Annotated in this window: 26 protein-coding genes and 1 tRNA gene; 8 read left to right on the top strand and 19 right to left on the bottom strand. The window is 57.3% G+C overall.

All coding sequences use genetic code 11. The features are described 5' to 3' along the window. The first annotated feature begins 147 nt into the window (after positions 1-147). Positions 148-444 carry a Fic family protein gene (locus DWB85_RS19940; RefSeq protein ID WP_205422677.1) on the top strand — a complete coding sequence of 99 codons (297 nt, stop codon included), beginning with the start codon at positions 148-150 and terminating at the stop codon, positions 442-444. Here DWB85_RS19940 and DWB85_RS06405 read toward each other — a convergent pair. The 4 genes from DWB85_RS06405 to tnpA are packed head-to-tail and all read right to left on the bottom strand — an operon-like array spanning position 431 to position 2,918. Next, positions 431-742: a hypothetical protein gene (locus tag DWB85_RS06405; protein WP_117953383.1), complete on the bottom strand. Its 312-nt coding sequence runs from the start codon at positions 740-742 to the stop codon at positions 431-433. The two genes, DWB85_RS19940 and DWB85_RS06405, sit on opposite strands and share 14 nt — an antisense overlap. Further along, positions 732-2,339: an IS66 family transposase gene (tnpC, locus tag DWB85_RS06400; RefSeq protein ID WP_476707471.1), complete on the bottom strand. Its 1,608-nt coding sequence runs from the start codon at positions 2,337-2,339 to the stop codon at positions 732-734. The genes DWB85_RS06405 and tnpC overlap by 11 nt, the downstream gene beginning before the upstream one ends. Continuing rightward, a complete protein-coding gene (tnpB, locus tag DWB85_RS06395; protein WP_117953381.1) occupies positions 2,323-2,670 on the bottom strand; it encodes an IS66 family insertion sequence element accessory protein TnpB in 348 nt (115 codons plus the stop codon). Before tnpB ends, tnpC begins: the two co-directional genes overlap by 17 nt. After that, positions 2,670-2,918, bottom strand: coding sequence for an IS66 family insertion sequence element accessory protein TnpA (gene tnpA / locus DWB85_RS06390; RefSeq protein ID WP_420820256.1), 249 nt, complete (start codon positions 2,916-2,918; stop codon positions 2,670-2,672). The genes tnpB and tnpA overlap by 1 nt, the downstream gene beginning before the upstream one ends. On the opposite strand from tnpA, the gene DWB85_RS06385 reads away from it, so the two are divergent. From DWB85_RS06385 to DWB85_RS06370, 4 genes are all read left to right on the top strand, one after another. Then, positions 2,918-3,259 carry an ATP-binding protein gene (locus tag DWB85_RS06385; RefSeq protein ID WP_117953379.1) on the top strand — a complete coding sequence of 114 codons (342 nt, stop codon included), beginning with the start codon at positions 2,918-2,920 and terminating at the stop codon, positions 3,257-3,259. The two genes, tnpA and DWB85_RS06385, sit on opposite strands and share 1 nt — an antisense overlap. A gap of 2 nt (positions 3,260-3,261) precedes the next feature. Beyond that, positions 3,262-3,579, top strand: a complete 318-nt coding sequence (locus DWB85_RS06380) for a hypothetical protein (RefSeq protein WP_117953378.1) — start codon at positions 3,262-3,264, stop codon at positions 3,577-3,579. A gap of 296 nt (positions 3,580-3,875) precedes the next feature. Further along, on the top strand, positions 3,876-4,214 hold the full coding sequence (locus tag DWB85_RS06375) for a helix-turn-helix transcriptional regulator (protein ID WP_117953377.1): 339 nt from the start codon (positions 3,876-3,878) through the stop codon (positions 4,212-4,214). Then, positions 4,204-5,469: a type II toxin-antitoxin system HipA family toxin gene (locus DWB85_RS06370; protein WP_117953376.1), complete on the top strand. Its 1,266-nt coding sequence runs from the start codon at positions 4,204-4,206 to the stop codon at positions 5,467-5,469. The genes DWB85_RS06375 and DWB85_RS06370 overlap by 11 nt, the downstream gene beginning before the upstream one ends. Before the next feature lies 1 nt (position 5,470). Here the strand turns inward: DWB85_RS06370 and DWB85_RS06365 are convergent, their stop codons facing one another. Genes DWB85_RS06365 through DWB85_RS06355 form a run of 3 tightly spaced genes read right to left on the bottom strand, consistent with a single transcriptional unit; the run spans position 5,471 to position 9,820 of the window. Next, positions 5,471-5,863 (bottom strand): M48 metallopeptidase family protein, encoded by a 393-nt coding sequence (locus tag DWB85_RS06365; RefSeq protein ID WP_117953375.1) that lies wholly within the window; start codon positions 5,861-5,863, stop codon positions 5,471-5,473. Continuing rightward, positions 5,823-8,741, bottom strand: a complete 2,919-nt coding sequence (locus DWB85_RS06360) for a type I restriction endonuclease subunit R (RefSeq protein ID WP_117953374.1) — start codon at positions 8,739-8,741, stop codon at positions 5,823-5,825. Before DWB85_RS06360 ends, DWB85_RS06365 begins: the two co-directional genes overlap by 41 nt. Continuing rightward, positions 8,738-9,820 (bottom strand): Fic family protein, encoded by a 1,083-nt coding sequence (locus tag DWB85_RS06355; RefSeq protein WP_117953373.1) that lies wholly within the window; start codon positions 9,818-9,820, stop codon positions 8,738-8,740. The genes DWB85_RS06360 and DWB85_RS06355 overlap by 4 nt, the downstream gene beginning before the upstream one ends. Before the next feature lie 244 nt (positions 9,821-10,064). Here DWB85_RS06355 and DWB85_RS06350 point away from each other — a divergent pair, with 244 nt between their 5' ends. Continuing rightward, positions 10,065-11,417: an HNH endonuclease signature motif containing protein gene (locus tag DWB85_RS06350; RefSeq protein WP_117953372.1), complete on the top strand. Its 1,353-nt coding sequence runs from the start codon at positions 10,065-10,067 to the stop codon at positions 11,415-11,417. 145 nt (positions 11,418-11,562) lie between these two features. Here DWB85_RS06350 and DWB85_RS06345 read toward each other — a convergent pair whose 3' ends face one another. The 4 genes from DWB85_RS06345 to DWB85_RS06330 are packed head-to-tail and all read right to left on the bottom strand — an operon-like array spanning position 11,563 to position 18,045. After that, entirely contained in the window at positions 11,563-13,311 is a 1,749-nt protein-coding gene (locus DWB85_RS06345) for a UvrD-helicase domain-containing protein (protein WP_117953371.1), read from the bottom strand. A gap of 14 nt (positions 13,312-13,325) precedes the next feature. After that, positions 13,326-15,191, bottom strand: coding sequence for an ATP-dependent nuclease (locus DWB85_RS06340; RefSeq protein ID WP_117953370.1), 1,866 nt, complete (start codon positions 15,189-15,191; stop codon positions 13,326-13,328). Continuing rightward, positions 15,188-16,462, bottom strand: coding sequence for a restriction endonuclease subunit S (locus DWB85_RS06335; protein ID WP_117953369.1), 1,275 nt, complete (start codon positions 16,460-16,462; stop codon positions 15,188-15,190). The genes DWB85_RS06340 and DWB85_RS06335 overlap by 4 nt, the downstream gene beginning before the upstream one ends. Then, positions 16,459-18,045: a type I restriction-modification system subunit M gene (locus tag DWB85_RS06330; RefSeq protein ID WP_117953368.1), complete on the bottom strand. Its 1,587-nt coding sequence runs from the start codon at positions 18,043-18,045 to the stop codon at positions 16,459-16,461. Before DWB85_RS06330 ends, DWB85_RS06335 begins: the two co-directional genes overlap by 4 nt. A gap of 268 nt (positions 18,046-18,313) precedes the next feature. Between DWB85_RS06330 and DWB85_RS06325 the strand changes: the two genes are divergently transcribed. Then, positions 18,314-19,096, top strand: a complete 783-nt coding sequence (locus tag DWB85_RS06325; RefSeq protein ID WP_117953367.1) for a type IV toxin-antitoxin system AbiEi family antitoxin — start codon at positions 18,314-18,316, stop codon at positions 19,094-19,096. Beyond that, on the top strand, positions 19,093-19,878 hold the full coding sequence (locus DWB85_RS06320; RefSeq protein WP_205422671.1) for a nucleotidyl transferase AbiEii/AbiGii toxin family protein: 786 nt from the start codon (positions 19,093-19,095) through the stop codon (positions 19,876-19,878). The genes DWB85_RS06325 and DWB85_RS06320 overlap by 4 nt, the downstream gene beginning before the upstream one ends. Before the next feature lie 120 nt (positions 19,879-19,998). Here the strand turns inward: DWB85_RS06320 and DWB85_RS06315 are convergent. From DWB85_RS06315 to DWB85_RS06280, 8 genes are all read right to left on the bottom strand, one after another. Then, positions 19,999-20,075 (bottom strand) — tRNA-Arg (locus DWB85_RS06315). A gap of 68 nt (positions 20,076-20,143) precedes the next feature. Next, positions 20,144-21,427 carry an acetyl-CoA hydrolase/transferase family protein gene (locus DWB85_RS06310; protein ID WP_117953366.1) on the bottom strand — a complete coding sequence of 428 codons (1,284 nt, stop codon included), beginning with the start codon at positions 21,425-21,427 and terminating at the stop codon, positions 20,144-20,146. 4 nt (positions 21,428-21,431) lie between these two features. Next, entirely contained in the window at positions 21,432-21,833 is a 402-nt protein-coding gene (locus DWB85_RS06305) for a hypothetical protein (protein ID WP_133300573.1), read from the bottom strand. Positions 21,834-21,893: 60 nt separating this feature from the next. Next, complete coding sequence (locus DWB85_RS06300; RefSeq protein WP_117953364.1) at positions 21,894-22,265, bottom strand: hypothetical protein; 372 nt, start codon at positions 22,263-22,265, stop codon at positions 21,894-21,896. Positions 22,266-22,326: 61 nt separating this feature from the next. Then, entirely contained in the window at positions 22,327-22,755 is a 429-nt protein-coding gene (locus tag DWB85_RS06295; RefSeq protein WP_133300572.1) for a hypothetical protein, read from the bottom strand. Further along, positions 22,755-23,705, bottom strand: a complete 951-nt coding sequence (locus tag DWB85_RS06290; RefSeq protein WP_117953362.1) for an alpha-L-glutamate ligase-like protein — start codon at positions 23,703-23,705, stop codon at positions 22,755-22,757. Before DWB85_RS06290 ends, DWB85_RS06295 begins: the two co-directional genes overlap by 1 nt. Continuing rightward, the gene (locus DWB85_RS06285; protein ID WP_239017235.1) at positions 23,705-25,222 is read right to left on the bottom strand and encodes an inactive transglutaminase family protein; all 1,518 of its coding nucleotides are present in this window, start codon (positions 25,220-25,222) and stop codon (positions 23,705-23,707) included. The genes DWB85_RS06290 and DWB85_RS06285 overlap by 1 nt, the downstream gene beginning before the upstream one ends. Beyond that, positions 25,222-25,851: an ATP-dependent zinc protease family protein gene (locus DWB85_RS06280; RefSeq protein ID WP_117953361.1), complete on the bottom strand. Its 630-nt coding sequence runs from the start codon at positions 25,849-25,851 to the stop codon at positions 25,222-25,224. Before DWB85_RS06280 ends, DWB85_RS06285 begins: the two co-directional genes overlap by 1 nt.

The following is a 25,851-nucleotide window of genomic DNA, read 5'->3' as shown; positions in this document are numbered from 1 at the left end:
CTCACTGGTAAATCAATAATTGATACATGTTATTAGATCAAAAGATACGCTTGATCTATATAGATATATCGGTTTTTTCAGCTAGGCTTAAAACCAGGATTGCGCCCCTGAACGGGTAGCCGAGACAGGCATCGGCCAGTCTTTGAACTGAGCCTGATTGACTGCATCATTCTCCTCGGTGAAGCACAGACGATATTTTCAGCTGCGGCGGCACACCACAGGCTGCTCTGGATCCACCCGTTTCTCGACGGCAATGGCCGCGCCCAACTCGACCAGCCACACCGGACGCACAAAAAAAGCTGGGGGTCAGCGCATCAGCTCTGCCCCCAATTTTTTGTGCATATGGCGCCATTGCACTTATGCCACCGACACTGGGCTTTGCGTAAGCGGTCATTCTGGGCCGTAGTTGACGGCCAGTTGGCGCAGGCTATTACTTCTTTTTGAGGTCGATAACGTTCGCTGTGCTGCCGGCCTCTTCAATGACTGGCGACAGGAACTGCGGCGACACCTTCCAGCGGCGACCGTCTTCCGTCAGCACACTCACCGTCTTCTGGTTGAACTTGATCAGGGTACCCACCTGCATCCCGTGCTTACCGGAGTCGAAGCACACCTTGCTGCCCAGCGTCAGCTTCATCATGGCATCGATGGTGTCCGCCGCATCCAGGTGTTTCAGGCGGGCGATGATGCGGTCGTTCAGCTCCAGCAGTTCGTCGTAGGACAGGCCGTCGATATCAATGCTCATGGGTAAGGTCCGAACGTAGAGGGTTGTCGGCAAACAGATCCTTCCAGACCCGGGGTGTCAGTTCCTCGACCTTGCTTGCCGGATGGATGGCAACACGCTGGAGCACATCCACCAGGTAGGTGGCCGGGTCAATGCCCTGCAGTTTGCACGTCACGATCAGGCTCTGGATGATCCCCACGTGCTCCGCACCCGGTTCCGTCCAGCAGAACATCCAGTTTTTCCGGCCCATGGGTACCACCCGCAGGGCGCGCTCCGTGTGGTTGTTGTCCATTGGCACTGCAGGGTCCTCCAGGAACACCCGCAGGGCATGCTCCCGGTTCTGCATGTAGGCAATGGCCTTGGAGAAGGGACTGCTGGGCAGCAACTCCGGCCGCTGCCGCTGCTGATCGAACCAGGCAAACAGCTGATCAACCACCGGCTTGCTGTGTGCCAGGCGGAAGCTGCGCTTTTTCTCGCCTGCCAGTTTGGTGTCCCTGATCTGCGTTTCTACCTGATACAGGTGGCCGATGCTGTCGAGCACTTGTTTCACCAGCTCAGGCTCATCATCCTCGGCTTCGACAAACTTGCGCCGGCCGTGTACCCAGCAATTGGCGTGGGTAATCTGCTCGTTTTTCGCCGCGTAGCTGCTGTATGCCGCATAGCCATCGCTCACCAGGGTGCCGGTGAACAGGTTTGCCAGCACACCCTCAATATGGGCTCTGCCCCGGCCCGAGGAATAGGTAAAGGCGATCTCATCCTGATCCCCCATCAGGGGCCAGAACCAGCCCTGTTTCATCACCCCTTTGTCCTGCTTGTTCCTGGTAGGCCCGGCCTTGATCGGGGTTTCATCCATGGATAACACCCGGCTCTTAAGGATGTGGCCCAGTTGCGCCTCGGCGATGGGCCGTAGTAATTCGATACTGCGCTTGCACAGATTAGTCAGTGTGCCCCGGCTCAGGTCAATGCCGCTTTGGGTTAAACGCTGGTGCTGACGGTACAGCGGCAGGTGGTACAGGAACTTATCCACCAGCATGCCCACCAGGAAGCTGACATCGGCGATGCTGCTGTCCAGCACATTGAAGGCCGCCGGGGTGGTGCTGACCGCGCCGGAGTCCTTGCGCTTCAGCACCGGCCGCTGGAAGCGCAGGACCTCATAGGCGCTGTGATGCTGGGCCAGCCGGTGGCTGGTCTTGTAGCCAATGACCTCGTATTGATTGGCGTCGGGGCCATTGAGCTCCGGGGTGTCCAGGGTGATGGTCTTGACGGGCACTTCGGGACCGAAGCGCAGACCGCTATCGGTGACACAGTCGTCATCGCGCTTCTTTTTGGCCTTGCCGCGCTCATAGGTGATCTTTTGTTTCTCACCTGACGGCAGGGGCTTTACCGGCTCGCCCATCAAACCGGTGAGCAGGGGCTGCTCCGGGTTGTCGATCACCCGCTTCTCGGATTTGCTGCCAAACAGCTGCTCCCTGAACCAGGCCAGCTGGCGTTTCAGCTGTACAATTTCCTCATTCAGTTCCTGTACCAGCGCCGCGGAATCGGTAGCATTGGTATCTGTGAAAGCAGCGGTAGACATGCGTTGTATTTTACCAGAGCGCAGCTTATCCGGGGTGAGAATATCGCTTGTACTGGCGGGATTTTTTGATTTCGATGCCGTCGAGCAGGAGCTTCAGTTGGGTCCAGTTCAGTGCCTTCTTGCCGCCGGGAGCATTGCGCACAACAAACTGGCCCTGCTCCAGACGCTTCGACCAGATGCAGTAGCCGGAGCGGTCGAAGTACAGAATCTTCATCTGGTTCTGGCGCCGGTTGACGAACACGAACAACTCCCCGCTGAGGGGGTTGTCCTTCAGTTGGTTCTTCACCAGGGCGCTCAGGCCGTTGTAGGACTTGCGCATATCGGTGGGCTGCGTATACAGCCAGATACGAACCTGGGATTCGGGGAAGAACATCAGGCCGTGCGTATTCTCAGCACGATACCGTTCCCCAGTGCCAGTTCTACCTGCCAGGCATTGTCGGGATCACAGCCAGAAGCCGGCGCAGCCGGGGCACGGGAAAGCGGCGCGGTGACATCAACGAAATCGCCGCCCTCAGGCTTTTCAAGCACCCGCTGCCAGCGGTTCAGGCTGCTGGTGGCCACGCCGTGCTGTTGGCAGAAGGCCACCTTGGTGAGCCCACTGCGATGGAAATCATCGAGCAGTGCGCTACACGCATCCGGAGCTCCTGGTGATCGATGAAATCGGGTATTTATCCTACGGTAACCGGCACGTGGATCTGCTGTTCGAGATCGTCAGTCGTCGGTATGAGCAAAAATCCACGGTGGTGACGACCAACCGCCCGTTCACCGAATGGGGCGAGGTGTTCCCGAATGCATCCTGCGTTGTCTCGCTGATTGACCGGCTGGTGCACAACGCCGAGATCATCAATATCGAGTGTGACTCGTACCGGCTCAAGGAAGCCAGGGAGCGCTCGCAGCAGCGCCAGCAACAGCGGGCACAGAGAAAGTCCAGGGCAAAACCCGTCACGAAAAAGGAGGAGTGACCATGCAATCTATAATCCTGCCGGACCCCTGGACAGCCGCGGGCGACCAGGCCCGCTACGTCCAAATTGGTGGCAATGGTCCGAACGCGCTGGATTTCCACATCGCGTTCTATGCCGGGCAGATCGTCGAGCGCTTCACTAATCTGGGCCATGCCAGGCCCCGCAAGGTTGCCACCCTCAAAAACACCATCATCACTTTGTTCCTGAACAAGCTCGACGATGCGGAACTGACGGGCCTTGTCGAGCACATGCGCCAAAAGGACCTGATTGTCATCGACAAAGAAAAAATCTCCTACAAGCCGCCGATTAGTCAGCCATAACCCGTCCGGCTGTTGAAGCACTGATCGAAGAATGCGGAAGAAACCGGAATATTCGCGAAGATCTGCGCCAAAGCGGGATAGAAAGCCGAAATCGCGGGCATGAGCCGGAAATCTAGCGCCCTTTAATCCACAGCATTACGATCCACATATAGATCACAAAAACACGTTACGGTCTATATATGAACCATTTTTTACTTGTTGGATCAGCCAAGCACTGATACCATGATTCATGTATAGATCATATGAATGCTATATGATTCACAAACAGACCAAAAGAGAGAAACCAAAGGTAAGCCATGTCTAAAGTATCGGCACGCACCTATTCCCGTTACAGCCTTGAAGCCATTAGCCTGCTTGGCAACCTGATCCGTGCGGCAAGAAAAGAGCGCAAGATGACTGCGCAAGAGGTTGCTGACCGCGCCGGAATTTCTCGCGGCCTATTGCAGCGCATCGAAAAAGGCGACCCCAAATGCGCGCTGGGTGCGACCTTTGAAGTTGCCACCATCGTGGGCGTTAAGCTTTTTGACGCCGAAGCAACCACACTTACCAAGCATATTCGCCAAACAGAAGACAAACTCGCACTGCTACCCAAGTCGGTGCGCAAGAAAGTAAAGGTTGCTGACGATGACTTCTAAGACCACTGACAAAGATGCTTTTGTCTGGATATGGCTGCCCGATACCACTGAACCTGTTGTTGCCGGGAAGCTGGAATCTGACGATCAGGGCAACGTGCAGTTCAACTACGGTAAAAGCTATCTTGATCGCATTAACGCTAATCCTCCAGCCATTTCCATTTATGAGCCGGAATTGCCGCTTAAAAAAGGCGTGTTACCCCTGCCTGATGGACTAACTATGCCCGGCTGCATCCGGGATTCCGCACCGGATGCCTGGGGTCGGCGCGTTATCATCAATAAACAACTCGGGCGCAAAGGCAAAGATACGGATACCGATGCACTAGGCGAGTTAAGCTATTTGCTGGAGTCTGGCTCTGACCGTATCGGCGCACTGGATTTCCAACGCTCGCCTAGTGAATATGTTCCACGCTCAGCAAACAATGCTCCACTGGAAGCACTGCTGCAATCGGCTGCGCGGGTTGAGCAAGGCGTACCGCTCACACCTGAGCTGGATCAGGCGCTCTTTCATGGTAGCTCTATTGGTGGTGCACGTCCCAAGGCCCTGATCGAAGATCAGGGCACGAAATACGTGGCGAAGTTTTCTTCCAGCACTGACCTTTACAGCGTGGTAAAAGCTGAATATATCGCCATGCGATTGGCAGCGCTTGCCGGCATTAATGTCGCGCCAGTAAAACTGGTGCAAGCTGCACAAAAAGATATTCTGTTGATCGAGCGATTTGATCGCGAAAAAACGGCAAGGCGCTGGACGCGCAAAGCCATGGTCTCCGCGCTAACGCTCTTTGGCCTGGATGACATGATGGCGGGGTATGCCAGCTATGAAACCTTCGCCGAAATTATCCGCCATTGTTTCGATGATCCCAAACAAACACTCGAAGAACTGTTCTCTCGGATTGTCTTCAATATCCTGTGCGGCAATACCGATGATCACGCCAGGAACCATGCGGCATTTTGGAATGGTAAAACACTGCAATTAACGCCAGCATATGATATTTGCCCGCAAGACAGAACGGGCAGTGAAGCTACTCAAGCTATGCTGATTTCCGGTGACAACAGGCTAAGCAAACTTAAATCTTGCCTGGATGCCGCGCCCCACTTTCAGCTCTCGGAAAGTGAGGCTAAAGCAATCTTCGAAAAGCAGCGGGAAGCGATTGAGACCAATTGGGATAAGGTTTGCGATGAAGCCAGCTTGAGCGTAGTTGATCGCAAGCTGTTTTGGAAACGACAGTTCTTGAATCCATTTGCGTTTGAAGAATAATTTATCTGGCATTTTCCTTGTCGAGCACTCCAGTGGGCGGCAAACTCAGGCTTTTCAGCTTCCTTTCGCTGACTTCGTAATCCCCAAGGTGTGCTCTCATCAGACTCTTCCAGAGTCTACCGTGATTGGGCACGAAGAAGTGCAGGAGTTCATGGACGATCACGTAGTCCCAGAGGTCCCGGTCGAGGCCTAGCAATTCGGCGTTGAAATTGAGGTGGCCATTGGTCGAACAGGACGCCCATTTGTTGTGCATGGGCCGCACGCCCAACCAGACGACTTCCACATCCAGCTTTACAGCCCACTCCTGGACGCGGTGCTTGAAGGCCTGCTTTTGTTTGGCCGTTTTCGTAACCTTAGAGTCGATTGGCCTTCTCCAGCAGAGAAAACAGTTCATCCACCAGGGCGCTGACCGCATTGAGGTCTTCGGTCTCAGCGAAAATGGCGAAAGTTACCTTCTTGCGTAGCTCGCGCATGGCATTCTCGCTCTTCTGCCAATTCGGGAAGTCGGTGAAGGCGTTACGAATTGTCCGGCTGACATCCTCTGCGTTGGTTATCTGGGCGTCGAGCAGTGTGCGGTAAACGAAATAGGTCAAACCATCGAAAGATTTCTCGGCCTGTACTTTCTTCCTGGCCTCGTTAGACGCCACTTCCCGCAACAATTCCTCCAGTGCTTCGGCGGTACTGGTCTGGCGATTCTCAAAGCTCTCCTGGACCGTCCTGGCTCGCTCAGCCATAGCGATCAGGTTGGGATCATCACTGCTTTCATCAGCCAGCCTTGCGATACTTTTCACCAGGTTGATGACCTTGGTGGCCTCACCTCGGTTCTTTTTATTGATCAGCTCAATCGTATCCGCGTTGATCTCGACGATCTCATCCAGGTGGCCAACGCCGTAACTACCCACCTTGTCCTGCACCAGCTGATTGGTTTTCGCCTGGAAATCTCGATCCACCATCACCGTCCGGGTGTACGCCTTGCGCACCACCTGGTAGATGGCTGAGAGGGTTGCGTAGTCGTCGATGAAGGACCGGAGGAAGGCATCGGGCGAGATGATCTCGTAGAGCATCTGTATTTCTTTGTATTCCTTAAAGAACTCTTTCCGCCGCTCGGGATCACGGAAATGCTCGGTGAGGGATTCCACGTCCTTGTCGTCGAAGTTGCGCTCGATAAGGCCCAGGTAGGCCGGCGCTTTCGAGGCCATCTTGTTCTGGAACAAGACCTTCAGCAACTTCAGGTCCTTGACGATGGCGTTGATTTCCTCACTATCGAAGGCCAGGGCTTTTTCCAGCTTGTCGAAGATACCGACAAAATCCAGCACGAAGCCGTGAGGCTTCACCATTTCCTGGGCCTCATTCTCATAGGGACGATTCACCCGGGCGATGGCCTGCAGCAGCGTGTGATCGCGCATCGGCTTGTCGAGGTACATGGCATAGAGCACGGGTGCATCGAAGCCCGTGAGCAGTTTTTCGGTGACAATCAGAATTTTCGGCAGTTGGTCAAGCTTGCCAAAGCTCTTGCGAATCTGCCGCTCTCGCTTCGAGTCGAGCTGAAATTCTTTCAACAGGGCAGAATCGTTATTACTCCCGGTGTACACGACCTCGGAATACTCGGCGGGCAGGAATTGATCCAGGGCGTGCTTGTAATGAGCGCAGGCCTCCCGGTCCACGCCGACCAGGAAAGCCTTGTATCCCAGTGGCTCGACATTTTCCTGATAATGAGTGGCGACAAACTTCGCGACCTGCTGTATGCGCTCTTTGCCCTTGAGGAAGTTCTTCAGGTTGACTGCCCGCTCAAGGATTTTGTTCAGCTCCTCAATATCGGCCACACCCTCGGCGTGGGCAAGGGAAAGGAATTCCTTGTCCAGCGTCTCATGAGGGACGAGCATCTCGTTGGGGGCCAGCTGGTAGTAGAGCGGCAGCGTGGTGCCGTCCTCGATGCTGTCGGCGATGGAATATTTGTGCAGGTAACCCGCATCGTCCTCACAGCCGAAGGTCTTGAAGGTGCCCTTGCCGTAAACAGTCTTGTCCACCGGAGTGCCGGTGAAGCCGAGGTAGGTCGCGTTGGGCAGCCCTGCCATCAGGAAATTGCCGAGGTCGCCGCCGGTGGTGCGGTGTGCCTCATCAATCAGCACATAGATATTCGAGCGCGTGTTGAGATCCGCTGGCATATCGCGGAACTTGTGGATCATGGTCACGATGATGCCGCGGTAGTCGTCCTTCAGCAGCTGGTTGAGCCGGGCGATACTGCTGGCGTGCTCCAGGTTGCCCAGGCCCAGCGCGGCGAGGTTCTTGAGCATCTGGTCTTCGAGCTCGTTGCGGTCGATCATTAGCAGGACAGTGGGCTTATCCGCTTCGGGGGCACGGAACAACCGTTCCGCCGCCTTGATCATAGTAAAGGTCTTGCCGCTCCCCTGGGTGTGCCAGACAAGGCCACGGGTGCGGGCCGGGTCGAGGCCGCGCTCAACGGCGGCGTCCACCGCGCCCGTCTGGTGCTGGCGCAGAATGTACTTGTTCAGTTCCTCGTCTTTTTCGGCAAAGACGATGTAGTCCTTGAGGAAGGCGAGCACCTGCCCGATGGCGCAGAAGCTCTTCACCTTGGCCTCCAGCTTGCCGACCTCCTCATTCTTCCAGGTGAAAATATTGCGCCGCACCGTGTTCCAGCTCACCCCATAGGAAAAGCCGATGGCGTCGGTGGCGGTGAACAGCTGCTGCGGGACAAAGAGCTCCGGCGTCTCGCGGTGATACCGGCGGATCTGGTCCACCCCCAGGGCAATCGCCTCATCCTTGTTGGCGTTCTTGCATTCGATCACCAGCACCGGGATGCCGTTGATGAGAAAGACAACATCCTCCCGCGTGCCGTAGTGGCCGTTGTGAAAGGCCCACTCTTCGGTAGCTTCGTAAATGTTGCGCGTCGGATTCTCGTAATCGATCAGGATCAGGTCGCGCTCGCGGTTCTCATCAACGTCGAAGAACTTGCCCCGGTTGCGCAAGTGGTCGACAAATTCGCGATTGCCGTAGATGTCGGCGTGGAGATGGCGGAACTGCCCGAGCAAGGCGCCCTCGGCATCAAAGTAGCGCGGGTTGAATTCCCGCACTTTGGTGTAAAGCAGGTCGTCGAAAAAAAGCGAGCGGTTTTTGGCGCGGTCGGCGGGCGGAACGGTCGGATCACACCCGCGCCGCTCTTCCGCTTCCTCGCGGGACACAATCGTCCAACCGATGGCCTCGGCATATTGGAGGATTCGGGCTTGGACGGTTTTATGTTCGCCGGGTTTCACGCATCCCACCTATTGAGTTCCGGTAGATTGAACAGCAGCGCTACCAGTTCGTGATTGATGTAGTAGTTTTCGCGCCCCAGACGCTGTTTGTTGAGAATGCCGTCCTTCGCCAGCGTGTCCAGATAGCGGGTGGCGGTCGCACGCGAAACGCCCAGGTCCTGTTCCAGAAACGCCACTTTGGTGTAGGGGTGCCGAAAGATATTGTTGATCAGGTCCTGACTGTAAAAGCGGTAATCCCTGCGGATCCGCTGCTTGTGCTGTTGCAGCAGCACAGCGATGCTCTGCACCAATCCGCTGGTATGGCGCGCCGTTGCTGCTACAGCGCGCAGCATGTACACCAGCCAGTTCTCCCAGCTGTTTGTATCGCGCACCTGCTGCAGGCCAGCGTAGTACTCTGCCTTGGTCTGGCTGATATAGCGACTCAGGTACAGGATTGGCGTATCCAGCAGTTGCTCCTTCACCAGATACAGAATATTGACGATCCGTCCGGTGCGGCCGTTGCCGTCATAGAACGGGTGAATCGTTTCAAACTGATGATGGATCAAGGCCATTTTCACCAGTGGGTCCAGCGGGCTTGCAGCGTGTATAAACCGCTCCAGCTCCGCCATCAGTTCCCCGACTTGCAACGGCGAGGGCGGTTCGTAGACCACCGCCCCGCTTTGCTCATTCTTCAACACGGTGCCGGTTGTTTTGCGCAAGCCCGCCGTATTGCCTTCCAGCTCCGCCTGCACCTCGAGAATGGTATTGAGAGTGAGCAGGCCGCTTTCCCGCACCTGTCGAAAACCAATGTCGAGTCCCTGCGCGTAGTGCGCTACCTCCTTGCTGATGGGGTCGGCATGCTGCGGCTGAATCTGGTATTTATAGAGGGTGTCTTGCGTGGTGATGATATTCTCGATCTCCGAACTGCTCTGCGCCTCCTGCAGCGACAGCGTGGACACCAGCAAACCCTCATTGGGAATCGAGCGCGCCAGGCCCTTGAGCTCCGCCAGGTAACGGTGTGCCGGCACCAGTGCCCGCAGCACAGCGGCTGTTTCGAGCTCTTGGGTCGGGGGGAAGTCGACCGGCCTGTAGTTGCTCATCATTCTCCTTATACAAAACCTTCATCTGCTCAAATATAGCCCTTTTTGAGCAGATTGCCTATTTGCTTCTCATTTTTGGCGCTTTATGGATTCATTAAACACGAGCTGTCTTCGCGGGTAATTCCGGTCTGCCGCTGCCCAGCTCCAAACCATCTAAAATCGCCTAACTCCATGTTTTTATTGACATATTCACCATATACTGTACATTTAATCAGTATTCTTGCAGCGGCACAGGACCCTCCCCATGGACCATCTCACTGCTTCAGCCACACCATCAGAAGTTCGCAATCTCGCCACACTGGAAGACGAAATCACCGAACTCGCCGCCCATCTCAACGCGGCGACCTACCGCTTGCTGACACTCATCCGCGAATTCGACGAACGCCACGGCTGGAGCGGCGCGGGCATGAAATCCTGCGCGCACTGGCTCAACTGGAAATGCGGCATCGCCCTGGGCGCAGCGCGCGAGAAAGTACGCGTCGCCCACGCGCTCGACAGCCTGCCACAAATCAGCTCCGCGCTGCGCGGCGGGAAAGTCAGTTTCTCCAAGGTGCGCGCAATGACCCGCGTCGCCACGCCACAGAACGAGGATTACCTGCTGATGATCGCCAACCACGGCACCGCCTCCCACGTCGAGCGCCTGGTTCGCAACTACCGCAGGGTAAAACGCAGTGAAGCACTGAAACGCGACCAACAGCACGACGCCCTGCGGGAACTCAACTGGTACATCGACAGCGATGGCAGCTACGTGCTCAAGGCGCGCATGAGCCCGGAACAGGGTGCGCGCTTCGCGCAGGCACTGGATGCGGCAACAGGCGCAATCCAGGAAGAACAGCGCAACGTCCCAGAAGACGTTTCCGCGGAAACGTCGAACCGCAGCGAAACCCCCATCGCCGCGCGCCGCGCTGATGCACTGGAACGCATCGCCGACAGTTACCTCAGCAAAGAAGAGAATATCATCACCGGCGGCGACCGCTGCACGCTACACCTGCACACCGATATCAATACTCTGCGGATAGACGGTGACGGCGCGGAAGCCGAACTGGAAGCGGGCACAAGCATGTCTGCGAACGTATGTGCGGAAACGTCCCGCCGCCTTGCCTGCGACTGCGGCGTGGTGCACTGGCTGGAAGATGGCGGCGATCATATTCACGCAAGCGCATTGGACATTGGCCGCCGCACCCGCAGTATTCCACCGGCCATCCGCCGCGCCCTGCAGCGCCGCGACGGCGGTTGCCGTTTCCCCGGCTGCACCGCGCAACACCATGTAGATGCGCATCATATCCGCCACTGGGCCGACGGCGGCGAGACCCGGCTCGATAATATGCTGTTACTGTGCCGCCGTCATCATCGCCTGGTGCATGAGGGGGGCTATGGCCTTGTGCTGGATGCAGCGGGGGAACCCGTATTCAAAACGCCGAATGGCAGGCAGATTGCCAGCGGGCCGGATACGCGTTTCCGCGGAAACGTGTTTGCGCTGACCACGGCTAATGGGCGGGCGCGGGTTGAGATTGGGCCGCGCACGGGGGTGCCGTATTGGTGTGGGGAGAGGATGGATGATGGGATGGCGGTTGATGGGTTGGTGAGGCGGGAGTGAGGGTGAGTTCGGTTCTTGATTGTGAGCTGGCCGTGCCATGGCATGCCTGGTCTTCCCCTCGGGACACAACTGAACGACCGACCGTTTCGGTGTATTCGAGGATCCGGGGTTGGACGGTTTTGTGTTTTTCGGAGGTGAGCATAATCTAAATTAGCGGGCAAGGCTGGTTCGCCGGGCTTAGTATCGAAGTGAATCTCTCGGCTCTGGTCACGCCAACGCGAAGGATGAGCTTTCCTCTCGCAACATCCTGCTCAGTGCCATTTGGCCTGACGATCTTGTCCCTGTATTTTGCGGGGCCTTCGTAGACAATTACCTCGGTGAACTGCTTCCCTTTAGACTTGTGCAGGGTCATCACATGAATCCCCTGAAATGTCTGCGAAGCCGCTGCAAAATGTTCCCTCGTCAAAGCGACATCGACTGCCGAACCGGCTCCCGTATAGGTTCCGGTCGTTCGCCAGATCTCCGCTAGGCGGGAACGCAGTTGCGTTCCTCGGTTTAGGAACTTCAAGAATCGCGCATCGTTGGCTACGTTCTGAAGGTCGGGAGCCGAGGCATTTGAGAAAAGGCTTCGAACCTGCAGCCAATCTTTTCCAGGGTCACCTGACATAACTAACTGAAGGCGCTGCTCCGAAATCGCCAGACACTCTTCCGCAATCGCCTTCCTCTTCGGGCCCCGAAGGTTTCCCGTGTCTACGAAAGCCTCGAGTCCGCCAGCGAGGCTCAGTTGTTGCTGTGAAGGTTTGGCGCCTCCCTTTCTACCTCGTATGTGCCTGCAAAGATCTGTGATCAGCCGTTGCGAAATATCAACGGCAGTTCCCTCAGCACTCAAGAGTCCGGCAATGGTAACTGCAGCCAAGGCTGGACCCTCTGCGTCGAGCATTGCCTCGTTGTCAATTTCTGGAGCAACCTTTCCATTGTTGAACTCTTGTTTGGTTGCGAGATACTCCGACACCTCCAACATCAGCTTTTTGGTTGGGACCAAGATCGCCAGTGACCAGGAGTCGGGATTGGATTCCAAAATCGCTTTTCGCCGTTTGAGGACAGTAATTTTCAAGTCGAGATGATCGCCTGGCGGCCGACGGAACGGATACTTGATTATTTCAACGTGTTCATAGGTCTTCGCCTTGTTCACACCAGTCAGGAGGTCATTTCCGAACAGACAGATATCAGTGCCCGCGCTCCTGTGGTTCGTATTCGTGAAGTCAATCTCTGTGGGAGAGAACGCCTCGATAAACTCAGGAATCCGGGTTGGACTGGCACCACGAAACTCATAAATGCGCTGCTCAGGATCTGCTAGCGCGATCAACCGGCTGTCGATGCCGAGGGCCTTTATCAATTCCCACTCGTTTGCATCGGTGTCCTGAAACTCGTCGAGAATAATGATTGGGTAGGTTTCCGAAACCAATCGCCGGAGACTGGTGCTTCTGCTGAGGAGTTCTGCTGTTAGTCCCGCGAACAGATCAAAATCAAGTCGTCCATCCTCGATGAATAGACGCTTCTTTTCGGCAAGCTTGTCGTCGTCGCTGACAATTTCTGATAATGCTGCAGCCGACTCGGCCGGTGGCAGCAGCGTGATCGGGGTTGCAGAAGTCAGGAGGTATCCGTGGCTGCGGAGAATTGACCACGTGAAGCCGTGATAGGTACTAATCTCGAGATATTTCCTTGTCTCCGACTTTAAGAATGTCTCTGCATGTTCTTCCACGCGGGCAATTGTCGCTCGAGCGAAACTCAGGAACAGAACTCGCTGTCCTGATCTTAGAACAGCCTTTGCAATCTCGTCATTGGCTTTTAAAAGTGAGATCGTGGTCTTACCACTTCCCGGCCCGCCAAGACAAAGCACATGTCCTGTACTGGTCATGAGCGCCTTGTTCTCGTCTGTCCATTCAATCTCCATTCTTGCTGGCTTACCTACGATTTCGGCTCGGTTCCACCATCTCCTTCCGCCTCAGCTTCTACGTCTGGAGGCGACTCGTCGTCTCCGCCATCCCCATTCCCACCTTCTTCAACCGCCGGCTCAGGTTCCGGATCCGGCGGGATACAATGAGTTCTAATAGCTTCGATCGTCGTGACCAGAAACGGCGGGAGTTCAGCCTCGCTGCACATTCCGACGAGCAACGCTGCCTCACTGGCACCTTTGTTGTTCTTCAGGAATTTGGCCAATGCAGATTTCAATGCGCCTAAGTCCATCCCGTCCATCGGAGTCTCGCCAGCCAAATGAGTGGGCCATCTCCCATCATCGACAGCATCCTTGCCGAACCTCCGTAGAGCGGCCTCAGCAGTGTGGTTGAGGACCAGCTTCTCGAAACTTGCTTCGGGAGATTCAAACGCCGCGTCCACAGCGGCGGCAATTGCTGCGGCTGCCGCCGCGTTTTGTTGATCTGAGATTGCGAAAACTGTCTTCCCTAAATCCTTGAAGTAAGTGCCGAGGGGAGCGATTTGTGAATCAGTCTCGGCATTGATAACGGCCAGCCCGAGGCTCTCTAAAGTCTTGAATCTCTCCGAGTCGAGTTCATGAAGGCGGCGTGCTGCGGTAGGAATTGCATCATACTCAGTTCGTCCCTCGACAATCAGGATTCTTCGAGCCAGCAAGCACTCGCAGAAACGAGTGCGAAGTTGTTCTCGATAGGCCTTGGACTTGACCGCAGGTGGGAGGGTTGCGGGAGTGGCATGCAAAACTCCAGACTCTCGCTTTAGAATCGCGAGGCTCTCAGGCTGAAACTCATCCAAAACGTAAGGAGAATGAGACGTAAAAATAGACTGTGCAGCCATGTCGCGGACTCTATCGACGATCTGGCGTTGAGTGTGAGGAGGAATCGCAATCTCTGGCTCTTCCATTGCAAAGATCACGTTCTGCTTGAGCTCGGCGATCATCGCCAAAAGCGCCAATACGAGGGTGTTTATCGTTCCCGCCCCCTGGTGGCTAAACGGTGCTGCATATTCAGTTCCAGCGGACGTTTTCTCACCGGTTCCCATGAAAACCGTCAGTGTTTTTCGAAGGTGCTCTCGCGTAAGATCGGAAACACGAATATGGGGGTTCTCGGCCCATTCAGAAGGAACAAACTTCCGAACAGAATTCTGAACCTCTTCGAGGAACGCGGTTACTCCAAGTTCCTCATTCTCGGCGACTGCAAGCCCGCGAAGTTCTCCCAGGACATCCTCCCACATCTTTGGTCGGAGTTCCTGAAGGCGAAGTATGATATCGAGCAGAGACCCCCTTTCCAAACTGAGGGCACGAGATCCGGTGCGGAGCGTGCGGAGAAAGAGAAAGCCGCAAAGACGTTTGTCTCGAGTTCGGAAAGGATCTTTAGCGCCTTCTTCACCTTCAGGCGACATGAAGAAAGTTTCGCATGCGAAATTGTCCTCCTCCCAATCGTATTTGCCCTCAAACCCCAATCGAAGTGCATGTATAACCTCCGGCCTGTCGGTCTCCTCCGGTGGCGGCTCGCTCAACAGGGTGTTCGTCTCCGTATTCCACCATTCGATGTGGTTTCCGAAGTGGATAATCTGATCAACGGTTAGGCCGACGATTACAACTTCAACCTCGATGGAAATCGGCTCTTCCTCGGTTCCGATGTATTCCCCGGCATAGAAATCATGCTCATCAATTGGACTTGGTCTATGGAGGCGTTCGGGACCGAGAACGAGATCCATGGCTTCTAAAACACTAGATTTCCCAGTGTTGTTGTCGCCGACGAAAACAACTTGGTCAGGGAGTAGAAGTTCAGCACTCTTAATACCCCGAAAGTTGCTGATCTTGATTCGTGCGATCTTCATGATTCTCCTGGTGATAGTTCGATGCCGTTAACACGGGTCTTCGCGGTCATCAGTTCGTGAAGGAGAGTGCGGAAGAGGTCTTGGAGGCTAGCCCTACGCGCCGTGTGTTGGCGCAGTTTGTTGTCCAAGGTCCGAAAGATGTTCTCCAACCCGGCTTGCTCTTCAGGAGAAGGCACCGGGATAAGCGTCTTCTCGACGGTGCCTTGATCGATCTTGGGAAAGTTACCCGCGGTCGATCTCGCGTTCTTCTTGTAGTATCGACGACACGGCTCCGCTAGCAGCCACTCGACCAGAACTTTCGGGCGGATTCTACGGTTGTCGATGCGAACGCGGATTAGAAGGTCAGGGAAGATGGCGAAATCCTCAGGCCCCTCGTAAAGGGCGGCCAAACCAACGTAGTCCGCTGTGTTTGCCCGTTCAATGAAGATGTCGCCAGACCTCAGCCACATGCCTCGCACTCGGTGAGGGTCGGCGCAGGTGATCTTAGTGTTCTTCCTCGAAAAATCTCGCTGAGTTACTGCGGTAAGAGTGAGCGTGCGAATCCCGTCTTCGTCAGTCGTCGTCTTCGCCGAATGTCCGTTCCGGAGCGGCTCGCGCAGCAGACTTACCAACTCCACCACATCCCAGCTTTCGGGCACAGGGCCGATCTCGGTTTGTTTTTGGGGTTCGTTGCGGAGGCCTTCGGTGAAGAGCTTGTGCATGAGGGCCTTTTTCAGCTCGGTGGTGGTCTGGAGGATTCGTTCCTGCGCCTCGATCGCACGCTGCACCGTTGTAAGAATGTGCGCGATCTTCTTCTGCTCGGGGAGTGGGGGGAGTGGGATCTGTGTTGCCTCAAGGTCGCCCTTCCGCACGTGGACCAATGCAGCCAAGCCGTATGCCTTCTCCTCAATCTTTGCTGTAAGGAACTTGAGTGCGAAAAAGAGAAAGTCCTGATCCAGCTCGGAATCGGGATTTAGGATCACCTTAAAGATGTGCTGATTAAGGACCCCAAGATCACCATGCCAAATGTGCGGCCCAAACGAGGTGCCTTTGCTTCCTGACCAGGAGAAAACTAGGTCGCCCTTTCGGATTGGGACTTGGGTTTCGGGGTCTCCCTGGAAGTAGTTGAACGATGCCTTTGGATCTTTGAGGTTCTGGATTCGAATGATTGGATAGCCCTCGGTCTTCCAGCTCTTGGCATTGTATGCCTTTCCGTTCTTCAGCGTGACCTCCGCTTTTAGCGGCGTGGATTTCCATCCGTCGATCACGGATTCTGTCACTGCTCCGCTCATACCCCGATCTTCTCCAGAATCTCCCGCAAGGCCTTGTCGGTTTCCCTGGCTTCGGCCTCGATGGCATCGAGCTCGGCGACGATTTCCCCGATGGGCCTATAGGTCTCGGCATCACTGGTGTGGATATAGCGGCTGGGAGAAATGTTGTAGTCGTTCTTTTTCAATTCCCGGTGATCGACGATGCGGCTGAGTTTTTCCTCTTCCTTCCACCCGATCAGTGTTTCGGCGATGCGCTGGATGCCTGCGTCGGGGATGAAGTTCTTGGGGTCGCCTTTTTCGAAGACCTGGCTGGCATTGACGAGGAAGACTTTGCCCTCGCGTTCCTGTGCTTTGGCTTTGTTCAGGAACAGTACGATGCCGGGGGCGGTGGTGTTGTAGAAGAGGTTTTCGGGCAGGTAGAGCACGCTCTCGATGAGGTCGTTGTCGACAAACCACTGGCGTACGGTTTTTTCTTTGTTGGTGCCGGCATTGCCCGAGCCTCTTGAGGCGGCGCCGGTGTCGAGGACGACGGCGGCTCTTCCTGTGTTGTTGAGGCTGGCGTGCATGTGCTGTACCCAGCCCCAGTCCGCAGAGGATTTGCCGGGAAACCCGGCTCCGGCGGGAAAACGGTCAAGTTCGTCGTTGTCGTAGTCGGCCTCGGTGAACCAGTCCTGGTTCCACATGGGATTGGCGATGACGCGATCGAAGGTGCGGAGTTTGCCTTTGCTGCGGAATTTGGGGTTCTTGAAGGTGTCGCCGATCTCGATCTGGCCTTCCATGTCGTGGATGATCATGTTCATGTTGGCCATGGCCCAGGTCTCGGGGGTGAATTCCTGGCCGAACAGTTGCAGCGGTTCGACGGCGCGCTTTTTGGCCCCTTTTTGTGAAGAGACGGATTCCTCCATGGCGATCTCGCATTTCACCAGGAGGCCGCCGGAGCCGCAGGTGGGGTCGTAGATTTCCATGCCGGGCTCCGGCTGAAGCACCTTGGACATGATGCTGCCAACCTCGGGCGGCGTGTAGAACTCACCGGCGCTCTGGCCACCGCCCTCGGCGAACTTGCGGATGAGGTATTCGTAGCTCTTGCCGATGATGTCGGCCTCCACGTCCTCCAGGCCGAGGCGCTTGGTGCTAACAGCCTCGATCAAATTGGAAAGGCGGTCGTCATCCAGGTCGCGCTGGCCGTGGGTGGTGGCGTTGAAGTCAACGCGGTCGATGATGCCCTGCAGGAGTGGGTTCTCCCTGGCGATAGCCCGCATGTGGGTGGTGACGCCCTCGCCGATCTGGTCAGCGAGTTTACGGATAACAGACCACACGGGCTGCTCTAGATCGTCCGGCACTAGGGGCAGGTAGAAGCGCACCAATTTGTGGTCGGCCTTGACCAGTGCAAAGGCTTTTTCCCGTGAGCCGACTCCCCTGGCGATGCGGTCCAGCTCGTCATCGAATACATCGCACAGGCGCTTGGTGAAGATGAGCGGAAGGATGTAATCCTTGTATTTCGGCGCGTCCTTGGCGCCGCGAATGGAGCAGGCAGCGTCCCAGATCCAGGATTCGAGGGATTTGGTTTTTTCAGGCTTTGCTTTTTCGGGCTTTACTCTTGCCATGCAGTTTTCAGACTCAGAATCATAAAATGTGACAGTCGATTATAGATATAAAAGCTTAGCCGCGTTATGCCTGTTGAGTATTAACGCAGTTCGATGCCCGTGGTTCAGTACCCTCGCAGAGGGAGCCTGGGCCTTTGGCCGTTCGTATGCAACTCGGGCTTGCTGAATTGCTTATGGTGCAAGATTTACCTCTTCCAAAAATACGAACTTACTTGCGTAAAGTATCATTTATAGATACTTTGTGAGAGTGGAATCTAACAAAGATCACATGGCAGCGAAAGACCTGATCGAGACATTAGCCTCGAAGGGACGCTATAGCTTTACCTCAGCCGAGGCACGAGAGGCGTTGAGAGTCTCGCCGGATGCCAGCAAGCTCGCTCTGAACCGGCTCACCAGGCAGGGACTGATTGCCACACCAGCCCGTGGATTCTACGTCATCATCCCACCGGAATACCGGTCACTAGGCTGTCTGCCTGCCGAGCAATTCATCCCCGACCTTATGAACGTCAAAGGCCTGAACTACTACGCAGGGCTTCTCTCAGCCGCGCAATATTATGGCGCGGCCCATCAGCGCCCACAGGAGTTCCAGGTTTTCGTGCAAAAGAACCGCAGACCGCTCCACTGCGGCAAAGTCAGGGTCCAGTTCATCGCAAGGAAGAAGATCAACGATGTGCCTACACAAATGTTCAACACCTCACGCGGCGTGTTAAAGGTTTCCACACCGGAGGCCACGGCTATCGACCTGGCCGGGTATCCGGAGCATGTGGGCGGGCTGGATCAGGTCGCGACTATCCTCTCAGAACTCGCCGAACAAATTGATGGATCAGCGCTGGCAGCAGCAGCCGCTACGGCCCCAATCACCTGGCTCCAGCGCCTGGGCTACATTCTGGAACTGGTGGACGCGGAGAAAGCCGCGGCAGATATTTGCGAATATGTCCGTGAACACGCGCGCGAGTACACAATGCTCATCCCCGGCAATGATAACGAAGCGGGCATCCGTAACCCCAAGTGGAAACTCGTGGTAAACGCTGAATTGCAGCCCGATATATGATCCCGCGCGATTATATTACGGAGTGGCGGGACCAAGCCCCATGGGTTGATGATGCCCAGGTCGAACAGGATCTGGTCATTAGCCGCGCACTCATTGAAATCTTTTCCCACGAGACACTGCGTCAAGCACTTGCGTTCCGTGGCGGCACTGCCCTGTTTAAGCTACATCTGCCTGCCGCAAGATACTCAGAAGACATCGACCTGGTTCAGGTGAACGCAGAACCAGCTGGTCCAATAATGGATGCCTTACGAGAGGTATTGGACCCGTGGCTTGGAGAACCCAAACGGAAGCAGAATAACGCGCTAGTGACCCTGGCATACAGGTTCCAATCAGAGGATGGGCAACCTCTTCGCTTGAAAGTCGAAATTAACACGCGTGAACATTTCGCAGTAGAAGGATTCCAAGCAACTCCGTTTGAGGTGAACTCCCGTTGGTACAAAGGATCGTGTTCAATACTCAGTTACGATCTGAACGAGCTTCTGGGTACAAAACTCCGCGCGCTTTATCAGCGTAAAAAAGGGCGTGACCTCTTTGACCTGGCAATTGCACTCGACGATGAGGCCGCCGACCCGGAGAAAATCGTGGCGGCATTTTACGCATACATGGCGCACGGCGGGTACAAAGTAACCAGAAAGCAGTTCCAGGAAAATGTTGCGGCAAAGCTGAAGGATAAGAATTTCGCCAGCGATATCGGCCCGCTGCTGGCTTCGGGCTATGAATGGGACCTTATCGCTATGTCGGAGAAAGTGAACGACTCTTTGATGTCGCGTTTGTCCGAGTGACAGCCGCCGCTCTTAGCGGCGGCAAACAAGGTCTGCGAGGAAAAGTCCGGCACTGGTTATGCTGAAACAAAAAACGGCTGGCGCATGATGGGCCAACCGTTTGATATTTTTGAAGAAATATGGCGCGCCTGGCACGATTCGAACGTGCGACCGCCTGGTTCGTAGCCAGGTACTCTATCCAGCTGAGCTACAGGCGCGTTGAGGGGGCGTACTATAGGGACGAAGGTGTTATTCGTCAAGGGCTTAGGCGTGGAATTTTTGGCCGCTAGATGGACATGCCCAGGTTGTCCCTGGCCTCCCTTGAGAGCTCTTCCCGGAAGTCGGGGTGGGCGATGTTGATCAGGTCGCGGGCGCGCTCGGCGATGGAGCGGCCGCGCAGTGCGGCGATGCCGTATTCGGTGACCACGTAGTCCACCAGGGCCCGGGTCGTCACCACTCCCGCTCCGCGCTCCAGGGCGGGTACCAGGCGGCTCAGGGTGCCTTTCCTGGCGGTGCTGGGCAGGGCGATAATCGACTTGCCGTTCTCCGAGAAGCTGGCACCCAGGACAAAATCCACCTGCCCGCCCACGCCGGAGTAGATTTTGTGGCCCATGGAGTCGGAGCAGACCTGGCCGGTGAGGTCGATCTGGATGGCGCTGTTGATGGAGGTGACCTGCGGGTTCTTGGCGATCACCACCGGATTGTTGACGAATTCGATGTCGAGGAAGGTTACTTCCGGGTTGTCGTTGACGAAGCGGTACAGGCGTTCGCTGCCCATGGTAAAGCCGGTGACCGTGCGCCCGCGGGCGATTTTCTTGTTACTGTTGGTGATCACCCCGGCCTCGATCAGGTCCAGCACCCCGTCGGAGAACATCTCGGTGTGCACCCCCAGGTCGCGGCGGTCCTTCATGAACGACAGCGCGGCATCGGGAATGGCCCCTATGCCCATCTGCAGGCAGTCGCCGTCCTGGATCCGGCTGGCGACGATTTCGCCAATACGCTGCTCGGTCTCGGATATCGGCTTGTTTTCGACGGTAATCAGCGGCGCCTCTTCCACATAGGCGTAGTCGATGTCGCGGATGTTGATAAAGCTGTCGCCGTGGGTGCGCGGCATGTTGGGATTGACGTGGGCGATAATGCGCCTGGCCACGTCGCAGGCGGCGGCGGTGGCCTCCACCGAGATGCCCAGGGAGCAATTGCCGTGCTGGTCGGGTGTGGACACCTGCACCAGCGCCGTATCCACCTGCTGTTCCCGATGGCGGAACAGCTTGGGAATCTCGGAGAGAAACATCGGCACGTAATCCGCCCGCCCCTCATTGATCAGGTTGCGGGTGGTTTTACCGGCGAAAAAACAGCGATTGCGCAGGTGGCCGTCAAGCTCCGGACTGGCTATCGCCTCGGCATGCTCCAGGTGCAATTGCATCATGGTGACATCGGACAGGGAGGTCGCGTGCCGGGCCAGCGCCGCGAGCAACACGGTGGGGGTGGCGGCCATGGAATGGCACCAGATTTTCTCACCCGATCCGATAATGGAAACGGCTTGCAGGGCCGTTTCGGTAAACTGGGCCATGGGCTTATTCCGGGTGCAGGTATCCAGATCTTGAATTCATGTACAGGCGAATCGGCCAGTTGCCCTCGCCCAGCTGCAGTATCAGTCCGTAGTTGTCGTCATCGTAGTCGTAGACCCACTCGTACTTGATATCCAGCGGCTCGGATTTCTCCGGTGCCTGCCCCACGACCACCACTTCCTCGATCTCGTCGGGATGGCCCATGGACACCTTGGGCACCGCGATATAGACCTTGCGCGAACCGGGGGTGTCCCCGGGCTGCACGTCGTGCACCTCCACGCCCATGGTCTTGCCCTTGCTGCCCTTGACCAGGTCGATCCAGTCCGATTGCAGCGAGGTGCCCTCCTGCGCCGAGGCCAGCGGCGACAGCAGGGGCAGGCAAAGCAACAGGGGGGTCATCAAGCGCATGGGCATTTCTCGGGTTTCTCGCTGGTTACTGTATGCAGAATAGCTGAATCTCGGGGCCTGTCAGGGCTCGTGGTCAATAATCACACTTTCCCGGTGGTCCAGCTCCTTGCTGGCGTGGGCGGACAGCCACAGTGCCCGCAGCATGTTGACCGCGGCCATACTCAGGTGCTGCTCGGCAGCCTGCAGGGCCAGCCCTGCCGCCTGGGCTTTCTGTTCCGGACTGAGGTGTGCGGCCTTGGCGCTCATCTCCGCATCGACCCCGGCGATCACTGACTGGATCTCCCGGGCAGCCTCCTCCGATGCCTGCCGCAACTCGTCGCTGAATTGCTGGAACTGGGCGGGGGTCATGGTCAATGCCCGGGCACTGCGCCAGGTCAGCCGGGCGGGCATGGTGGCGAGGTCGAACCCCATGGACATCATCTTGCCAATCATTGCTTACATCTCTTGTTGGTCACGCTCGCCATTATAAAGCCTTAACCGGGGCAGTGGCAGCTCAATCGGCCGCTTCCGAGAGTGGCAGGGGGGCCTCAAAGGGCGGCAGGGACTGCTTGTGGCGCAGCCAGTTCAGGCTCCTGAGCACGCTCTGCCTGGCAACCAGGGCCCGTTCCAGCCGGTATTTTCCGGGAAAATTCATGATCAACAGGCCCACCAGGGTGACCAGTATCCCCTGCCCCGGGGTAAACAGGAGGATAAAGCCAAGCATCACCAGCAGGGCGCCGAGCAGGTTTTTCAGCAGGCTCAGTACCCAGCCGACAATACTGTTACGGGTCTGCAGCCGGTGCCGGTGGCGCGAGGAAAAATAGTCCACCGGCAGGCGCGACACCACCCAGGGCACGGTGACCACCAGGGCAAGCAGGCTGAGCACCGAGATCACCGAGCCCCACAGCAGGATGTCGGGCATCCATCGCTGCAGCCACGCCATCAGCCACCACCACCCAGCCGGGCCCTGGCGGCCTTGATCTTTTCGTCGTGATCGTCGGTTGCCGCGGCTATCTCGGCGGCGATGGCCAGCCGGTGGCGCAGGCCCGCCTGGTTGGCGACCTGTATCGCCAGCCCGGGCCTGGCATTGAGCTCCAGCAACATGGGTCCACGCTGGCGGTCGAGCACGATATCCGCCCCCAGGTATTGCAGGCCGGTCATCTCCACGCAGCTGGCGGCCAGGTCCAGGATTCTTTCCCAGTGGGGGATTCTCAGCGAATCGAAGCTGGCGCCGGTATCGGGGTGCGCGGTTACCAGCTGGCCGTGCTGAACGGCCCGCAGGGCGCCGCCAGTGGCAATATCGAGTCCCACGCCCACTGCCCCCTGGTGCAGATTGGCCTTGCCGTCGGAGGCGTGGGTCGCACAGCGCATCATCGCCATCACTGGCACTCCCCGAAAGGCGATGACCCGGATATCGGGTACGCCCTCGCAGCTGTACTGGGCCAGGGAGGGATCAAAGTCGATCAGGGCCTCGATCATGGCGATATCGGCGCGCCCGCCCAGGCTGTGCAAGCCGGCGAGAATATTGGAAATATGGCGACCCACATCGTCGGACGTGATCTCCACGCCGCTGGACTTGATGTAGTTCTCGCCGCGGCGGTCCTGCACCACCAGAATGCCCCGGCCGCCGCTGCCCTGGGCGGGCTTGATCACGAAACCCTGGTGCGGCGCCAGCAGTTCCTTGGCCTTCTTCACCTGGTGCTGGTATTCCACCACGCCAAACAGCTCGGGCACGGGGATGGCGCGGGACTGGGCCTGGGTCTTGGTGAGCAGCTTGTTGTCGACCAGGGGGTAGTTACGGCGCGGATTGTAGCGACCGATGTAACCGACGTTGCGCTCGTTCATGCCGAGCACACCCATGCGCCGCAGGGCCGCGGGCGAGCGCAACAGCATCAGTCGCGCCCCAGGTTGCGGAAGCGGTAAAGCTCACTCAGGCGGTAGCCGGTGTACTTGCCCAGCAGGAGGATAATCCCCAGCAGGCTCAGGGTGAGCTCGGGAAAATTGAAAGTCAGGTGTGACACCAGCCGGTTCGACATGGCCAGATAGGCCAGCACCGCCACCAGCAGGCTGCCGCCGCCCTGCACCAGCACCTCGTGGGGGCCCTCCTCCTCCCACAGGATAGACATGCGCTCGATCGTCCAGGCCAGGATCACCACCGGGAAGAAAGACACGCTGAGCACCTGGTCAAGACCCAGCTTGTAACTGACCAGGGCGAGGGTTGCCATCAGGAATATCACCACAATGACCACGGCAGAAATGCGGGATACCAGTAACAGGTTCATGTGACTGAGCCATGAACGAATCCACAGGCCCGCGGCCACCAGGGTGAGGAATATACCCAGGCCCACCAGCAGGGTGGTCTGGATAAAGGCAATGGCAATCAGAATGGGCATGAAGGTGCCCGAGGTGCTGATGCCCACCAACAGCCGCATTATCACCACCACCAGGGCGGCCACCGGTATCAGCAGCAGGCCCTTGAACACTCCCTGTTGTTCTACCGGCAGGGCATAGATGGAAAAGTCCAGCAGGGTATAGCGCCCCAGGCGTTCTTCCATCGCCACCACCGCCCGCGCGGGCAGGCTGTTGCTGACCAGGGCGAATTCCAGCCGCGAACTGCTGCCACCGATCACATCCAGCAGCGCCGCGGAGCCGCGCTGCCAGACGAAGAAATTGGGCGGTAATCCGCGGCTGGCGGTTTCCGGGTCGAATACCAGCCATTCCTCGCCGTCGTACACTTCCAGCAGGGCGCTGGGCGTCTGCCGGCGGCGGCCGTCTTCCAGGCGAATACCCCGCAGCTGGCCCGCGGGGATGCCGGCGTGGGCGAGCACCCCCAGCAGGATGTCGCCCGATTCCACTTCCCAGGTACTGCGCAGGAAACTCGCGTCCGGGTCGCTGCCCTCCGGCCCCATCTCCACCAGCAGCAGCGAGGTAAAGCTGCCTACATCCACGGACTTGGACTGCAACACGTTCAGCAGGCGATCCATGGCCACCTGCTGGTCGGCTCCCAGTATGGGCGGAGTCATGGTTTCCGGGGGGCGATCCGGCAGGGCATCAATGGTCGGCCGGTAAGCCTGCAATTTGTAGTACAGCGTGGTTTCCCGCGGCAGCTCCTGCCGGGTCCAGTTGGCCCGGCGCGGCTGCTCGCCGCTGATGGCAAAGCCAAAGCCGGAGGAGGCAAAGTGCTCGTCCAGCATCTCCCAGCCCGCCAGCGGCTCCGGCAGGGTCAGCTTCACATCCACCGCGCCCGGCCCCGGCTTGAAGCTGACCTTGGTTTCTATGGTCCACACCTCGCGGTATTCGCCGGGCAGCAGCGGAAAGCCCAGGGTGAATACCTTGTATACCGTCAGCCCCACCCCGAACAGGATCAGGGTTCCGGCTATCAGTTCTATCTTGAGGCGGGACGACAACACTACCGGGTGTGACTGCGGCTGACGTCGACGATCGCCGCATCCAGAAGAAAGTTACGCCCCACCAGCAGCGGAAACTCGAACACATCGCGATCCGACAGGTTCACGTCCACCCGGTGGCGCATGTCGCCCAGGGTCAACCACATGCGCACCACGTAGCGACGTTCGGGTTCACCCTCGTGCTGCTTGATCAACACTTGGCGGCGCAGGGGTAACTCCTGCGGCAGGCGCGCCTTGCTTTCCGGGTCCTCGAGATCAAAGCGCACGTAGCGACGCCCTTCTTTTTCCACCAGCTGGATATTCTCGGCGTGGATGGAGGTCGTATCGGCGCCCGTATCAATACGCGCTTCCAGCCGCAGTCCCGCCGGCTCCACCCCCACCCACTCAATTTCACCGATAATCGGCAGGTGCATGGCACCGGCGGTGGTCGCCACGGGCGGTGGCTCGGCGGGCACCTCGACAATCTTGATTTTCTCCACCACTTCCGGCGCCGGGCACTCGGGCACAGGACAGGCCGCGCAGCTGACCGGCTCCGGGCAACTCGGGGGCGATTCTGCCGGCGTCTCGGTTTCGGGCGTCAGGGCGCAGCCCGCAAGCAGCAACAAGGTGGCGCATACGCTAAAAAATTTCAT

It is taken from the genome of Seongchinamella sediminis (assembly GCF_003457605.1).
Lineage (GTDB): Bacteria > Pseudomonadota > Gammaproteobacteria > Pseudomonadales > Halieaceae > Halioglobus > Halioglobus sediminis.
The sequence above is the reverse complement of the archived record's forward strand: the minus strand, read 5'-3'. Positions and strand labels throughout refer to the sequence as shown.

Coding starts and splice junctions, on each gene's coding strand:
- DWB85_RS06405 (WP_117953383.1), bottom strand. CDS start 742: ATGAGCATTGATATCGACGGCCTGTCCTACGACGAACTGCTGGAGCTG.
- tnpB (WP_117953381.1), bottom strand. CDS start 2,670: ATGTTCTTCCCCGAATCCCAGGTTCGTATCTGGCTGTATACGCAGCCC.
- DWB85_RS06380 (WP_117953378.1), top strand. CDS start 3,262: ATGCAATCTATAATCCTGCCGGACCCCTGGACAGCCGCGGGCGACCAG.
- DWB85_RS06375 (WP_117953377.1), top strand. CDS start 3,876: ATGTCTAAAGTATCGGCACGCACCTATTCCCGTTACAGCCTTGAAGCC.
- DWB85_RS06370 (WP_117953376.1), top strand. CDS start 4,204: ATGACTTCTAAGACCACTGACAAAGATGCTTTTGTCTGGATATGGCTG.
- DWB85_RS06365 (WP_117953375.1), bottom strand. CDS start 5,863: ATGAACTGTTTTCTCTGCTGGAGAAGGCCAATCGACTCTAAGGTTACG.
- DWB85_RS06355 (WP_117953373.1), bottom strand. CDS start 9,820: ATGAGCAACTACAGGCCGGTCGACTTCCCCCCGACCCAAGAGCTCGAA.
- DWB85_RS06350 (WP_117953372.1), top strand. CDS start 10,065: ATGGACCATCTCACTGCTTCAGCCACACCATCAGAAGTTCGCAATCTC.
- DWB85_RS06345 (WP_117953371.1), bottom strand. CDS start 13,311: ATGGAGATTGAATGGACAGACGAGAACAAGGCGCTCATGACCAGTACA.
- DWB85_RS06340 (WP_117953370.1), bottom strand. CDS start 15,191: ATGAAGATCGCACGAATCAAGATCAGCAACTTTCGGGGTATTAAGAGT.
- DWB85_RS06335 (WP_117953369.1), bottom strand. CDS start 16,462: ATGAGCGGAGCAGTGACAGAATCCGTGATCGACGGATGGAAATCCACG.
- DWB85_RS06330 (WP_117953368.1), bottom strand. CDS start 18,045: ATGGCAAGAGTAAAGCCCGAAAAAGCAAAGCCTGAAAAAACCAAATCC.
- DWB85_RS06325 (WP_117953367.1), top strand. CDS start 18,314: ATGGCAGCGAAAGACCTGATCGAGACATTAGCCTCGAAGGGACGCTAT.
- DWB85_RS06320 (WP_205422671.1), top strand. CDS start 19,093: ATGATCCCGCGCGATTATATTACGGAGTGGCGGGACCAAGCCCCATGG.
- DWB85_RS06310 (WP_117953366.1), bottom strand. CDS start 21,427: ATGGCCCAGTTTACCGAAACGGCCCTGCAAGCCGTTTCCATTATCGGA.
- DWB85_RS06305 (WP_133300573.1), bottom strand. CDS start 21,833: ATGCGCTTGATGACCCCCCTGTTGCTTTGCCTGCCCCTGCTGTCGCCG.
- DWB85_RS06300 (WP_117953364.1), bottom strand. CDS start 22,265: ATGATTGGCAAGATGATGTCCATGGGGTTCGACCTCGCCACCATGCCC.
- DWB85_RS06295 (WP_133300572.1), bottom strand. CDS start 22,755: ATGGCGTGGCTGCAGCGATGGATGCCCGACATCCTGCTGTGGGGCTCG.
- DWB85_RS06290 (WP_117953362.1), bottom strand. CDS start 23,705: ATGCTGTTGCGCTCGCCCGCGGCCCTGCGGCGCATGGGTGTGCTCGGC.
- DWB85_RS06280 (WP_117953361.1), bottom strand. CDS start 25,851: ATGAAATTTTTTAGCGTATGCGCCACCTTGTTGCTGCTTGCGGGCTGC.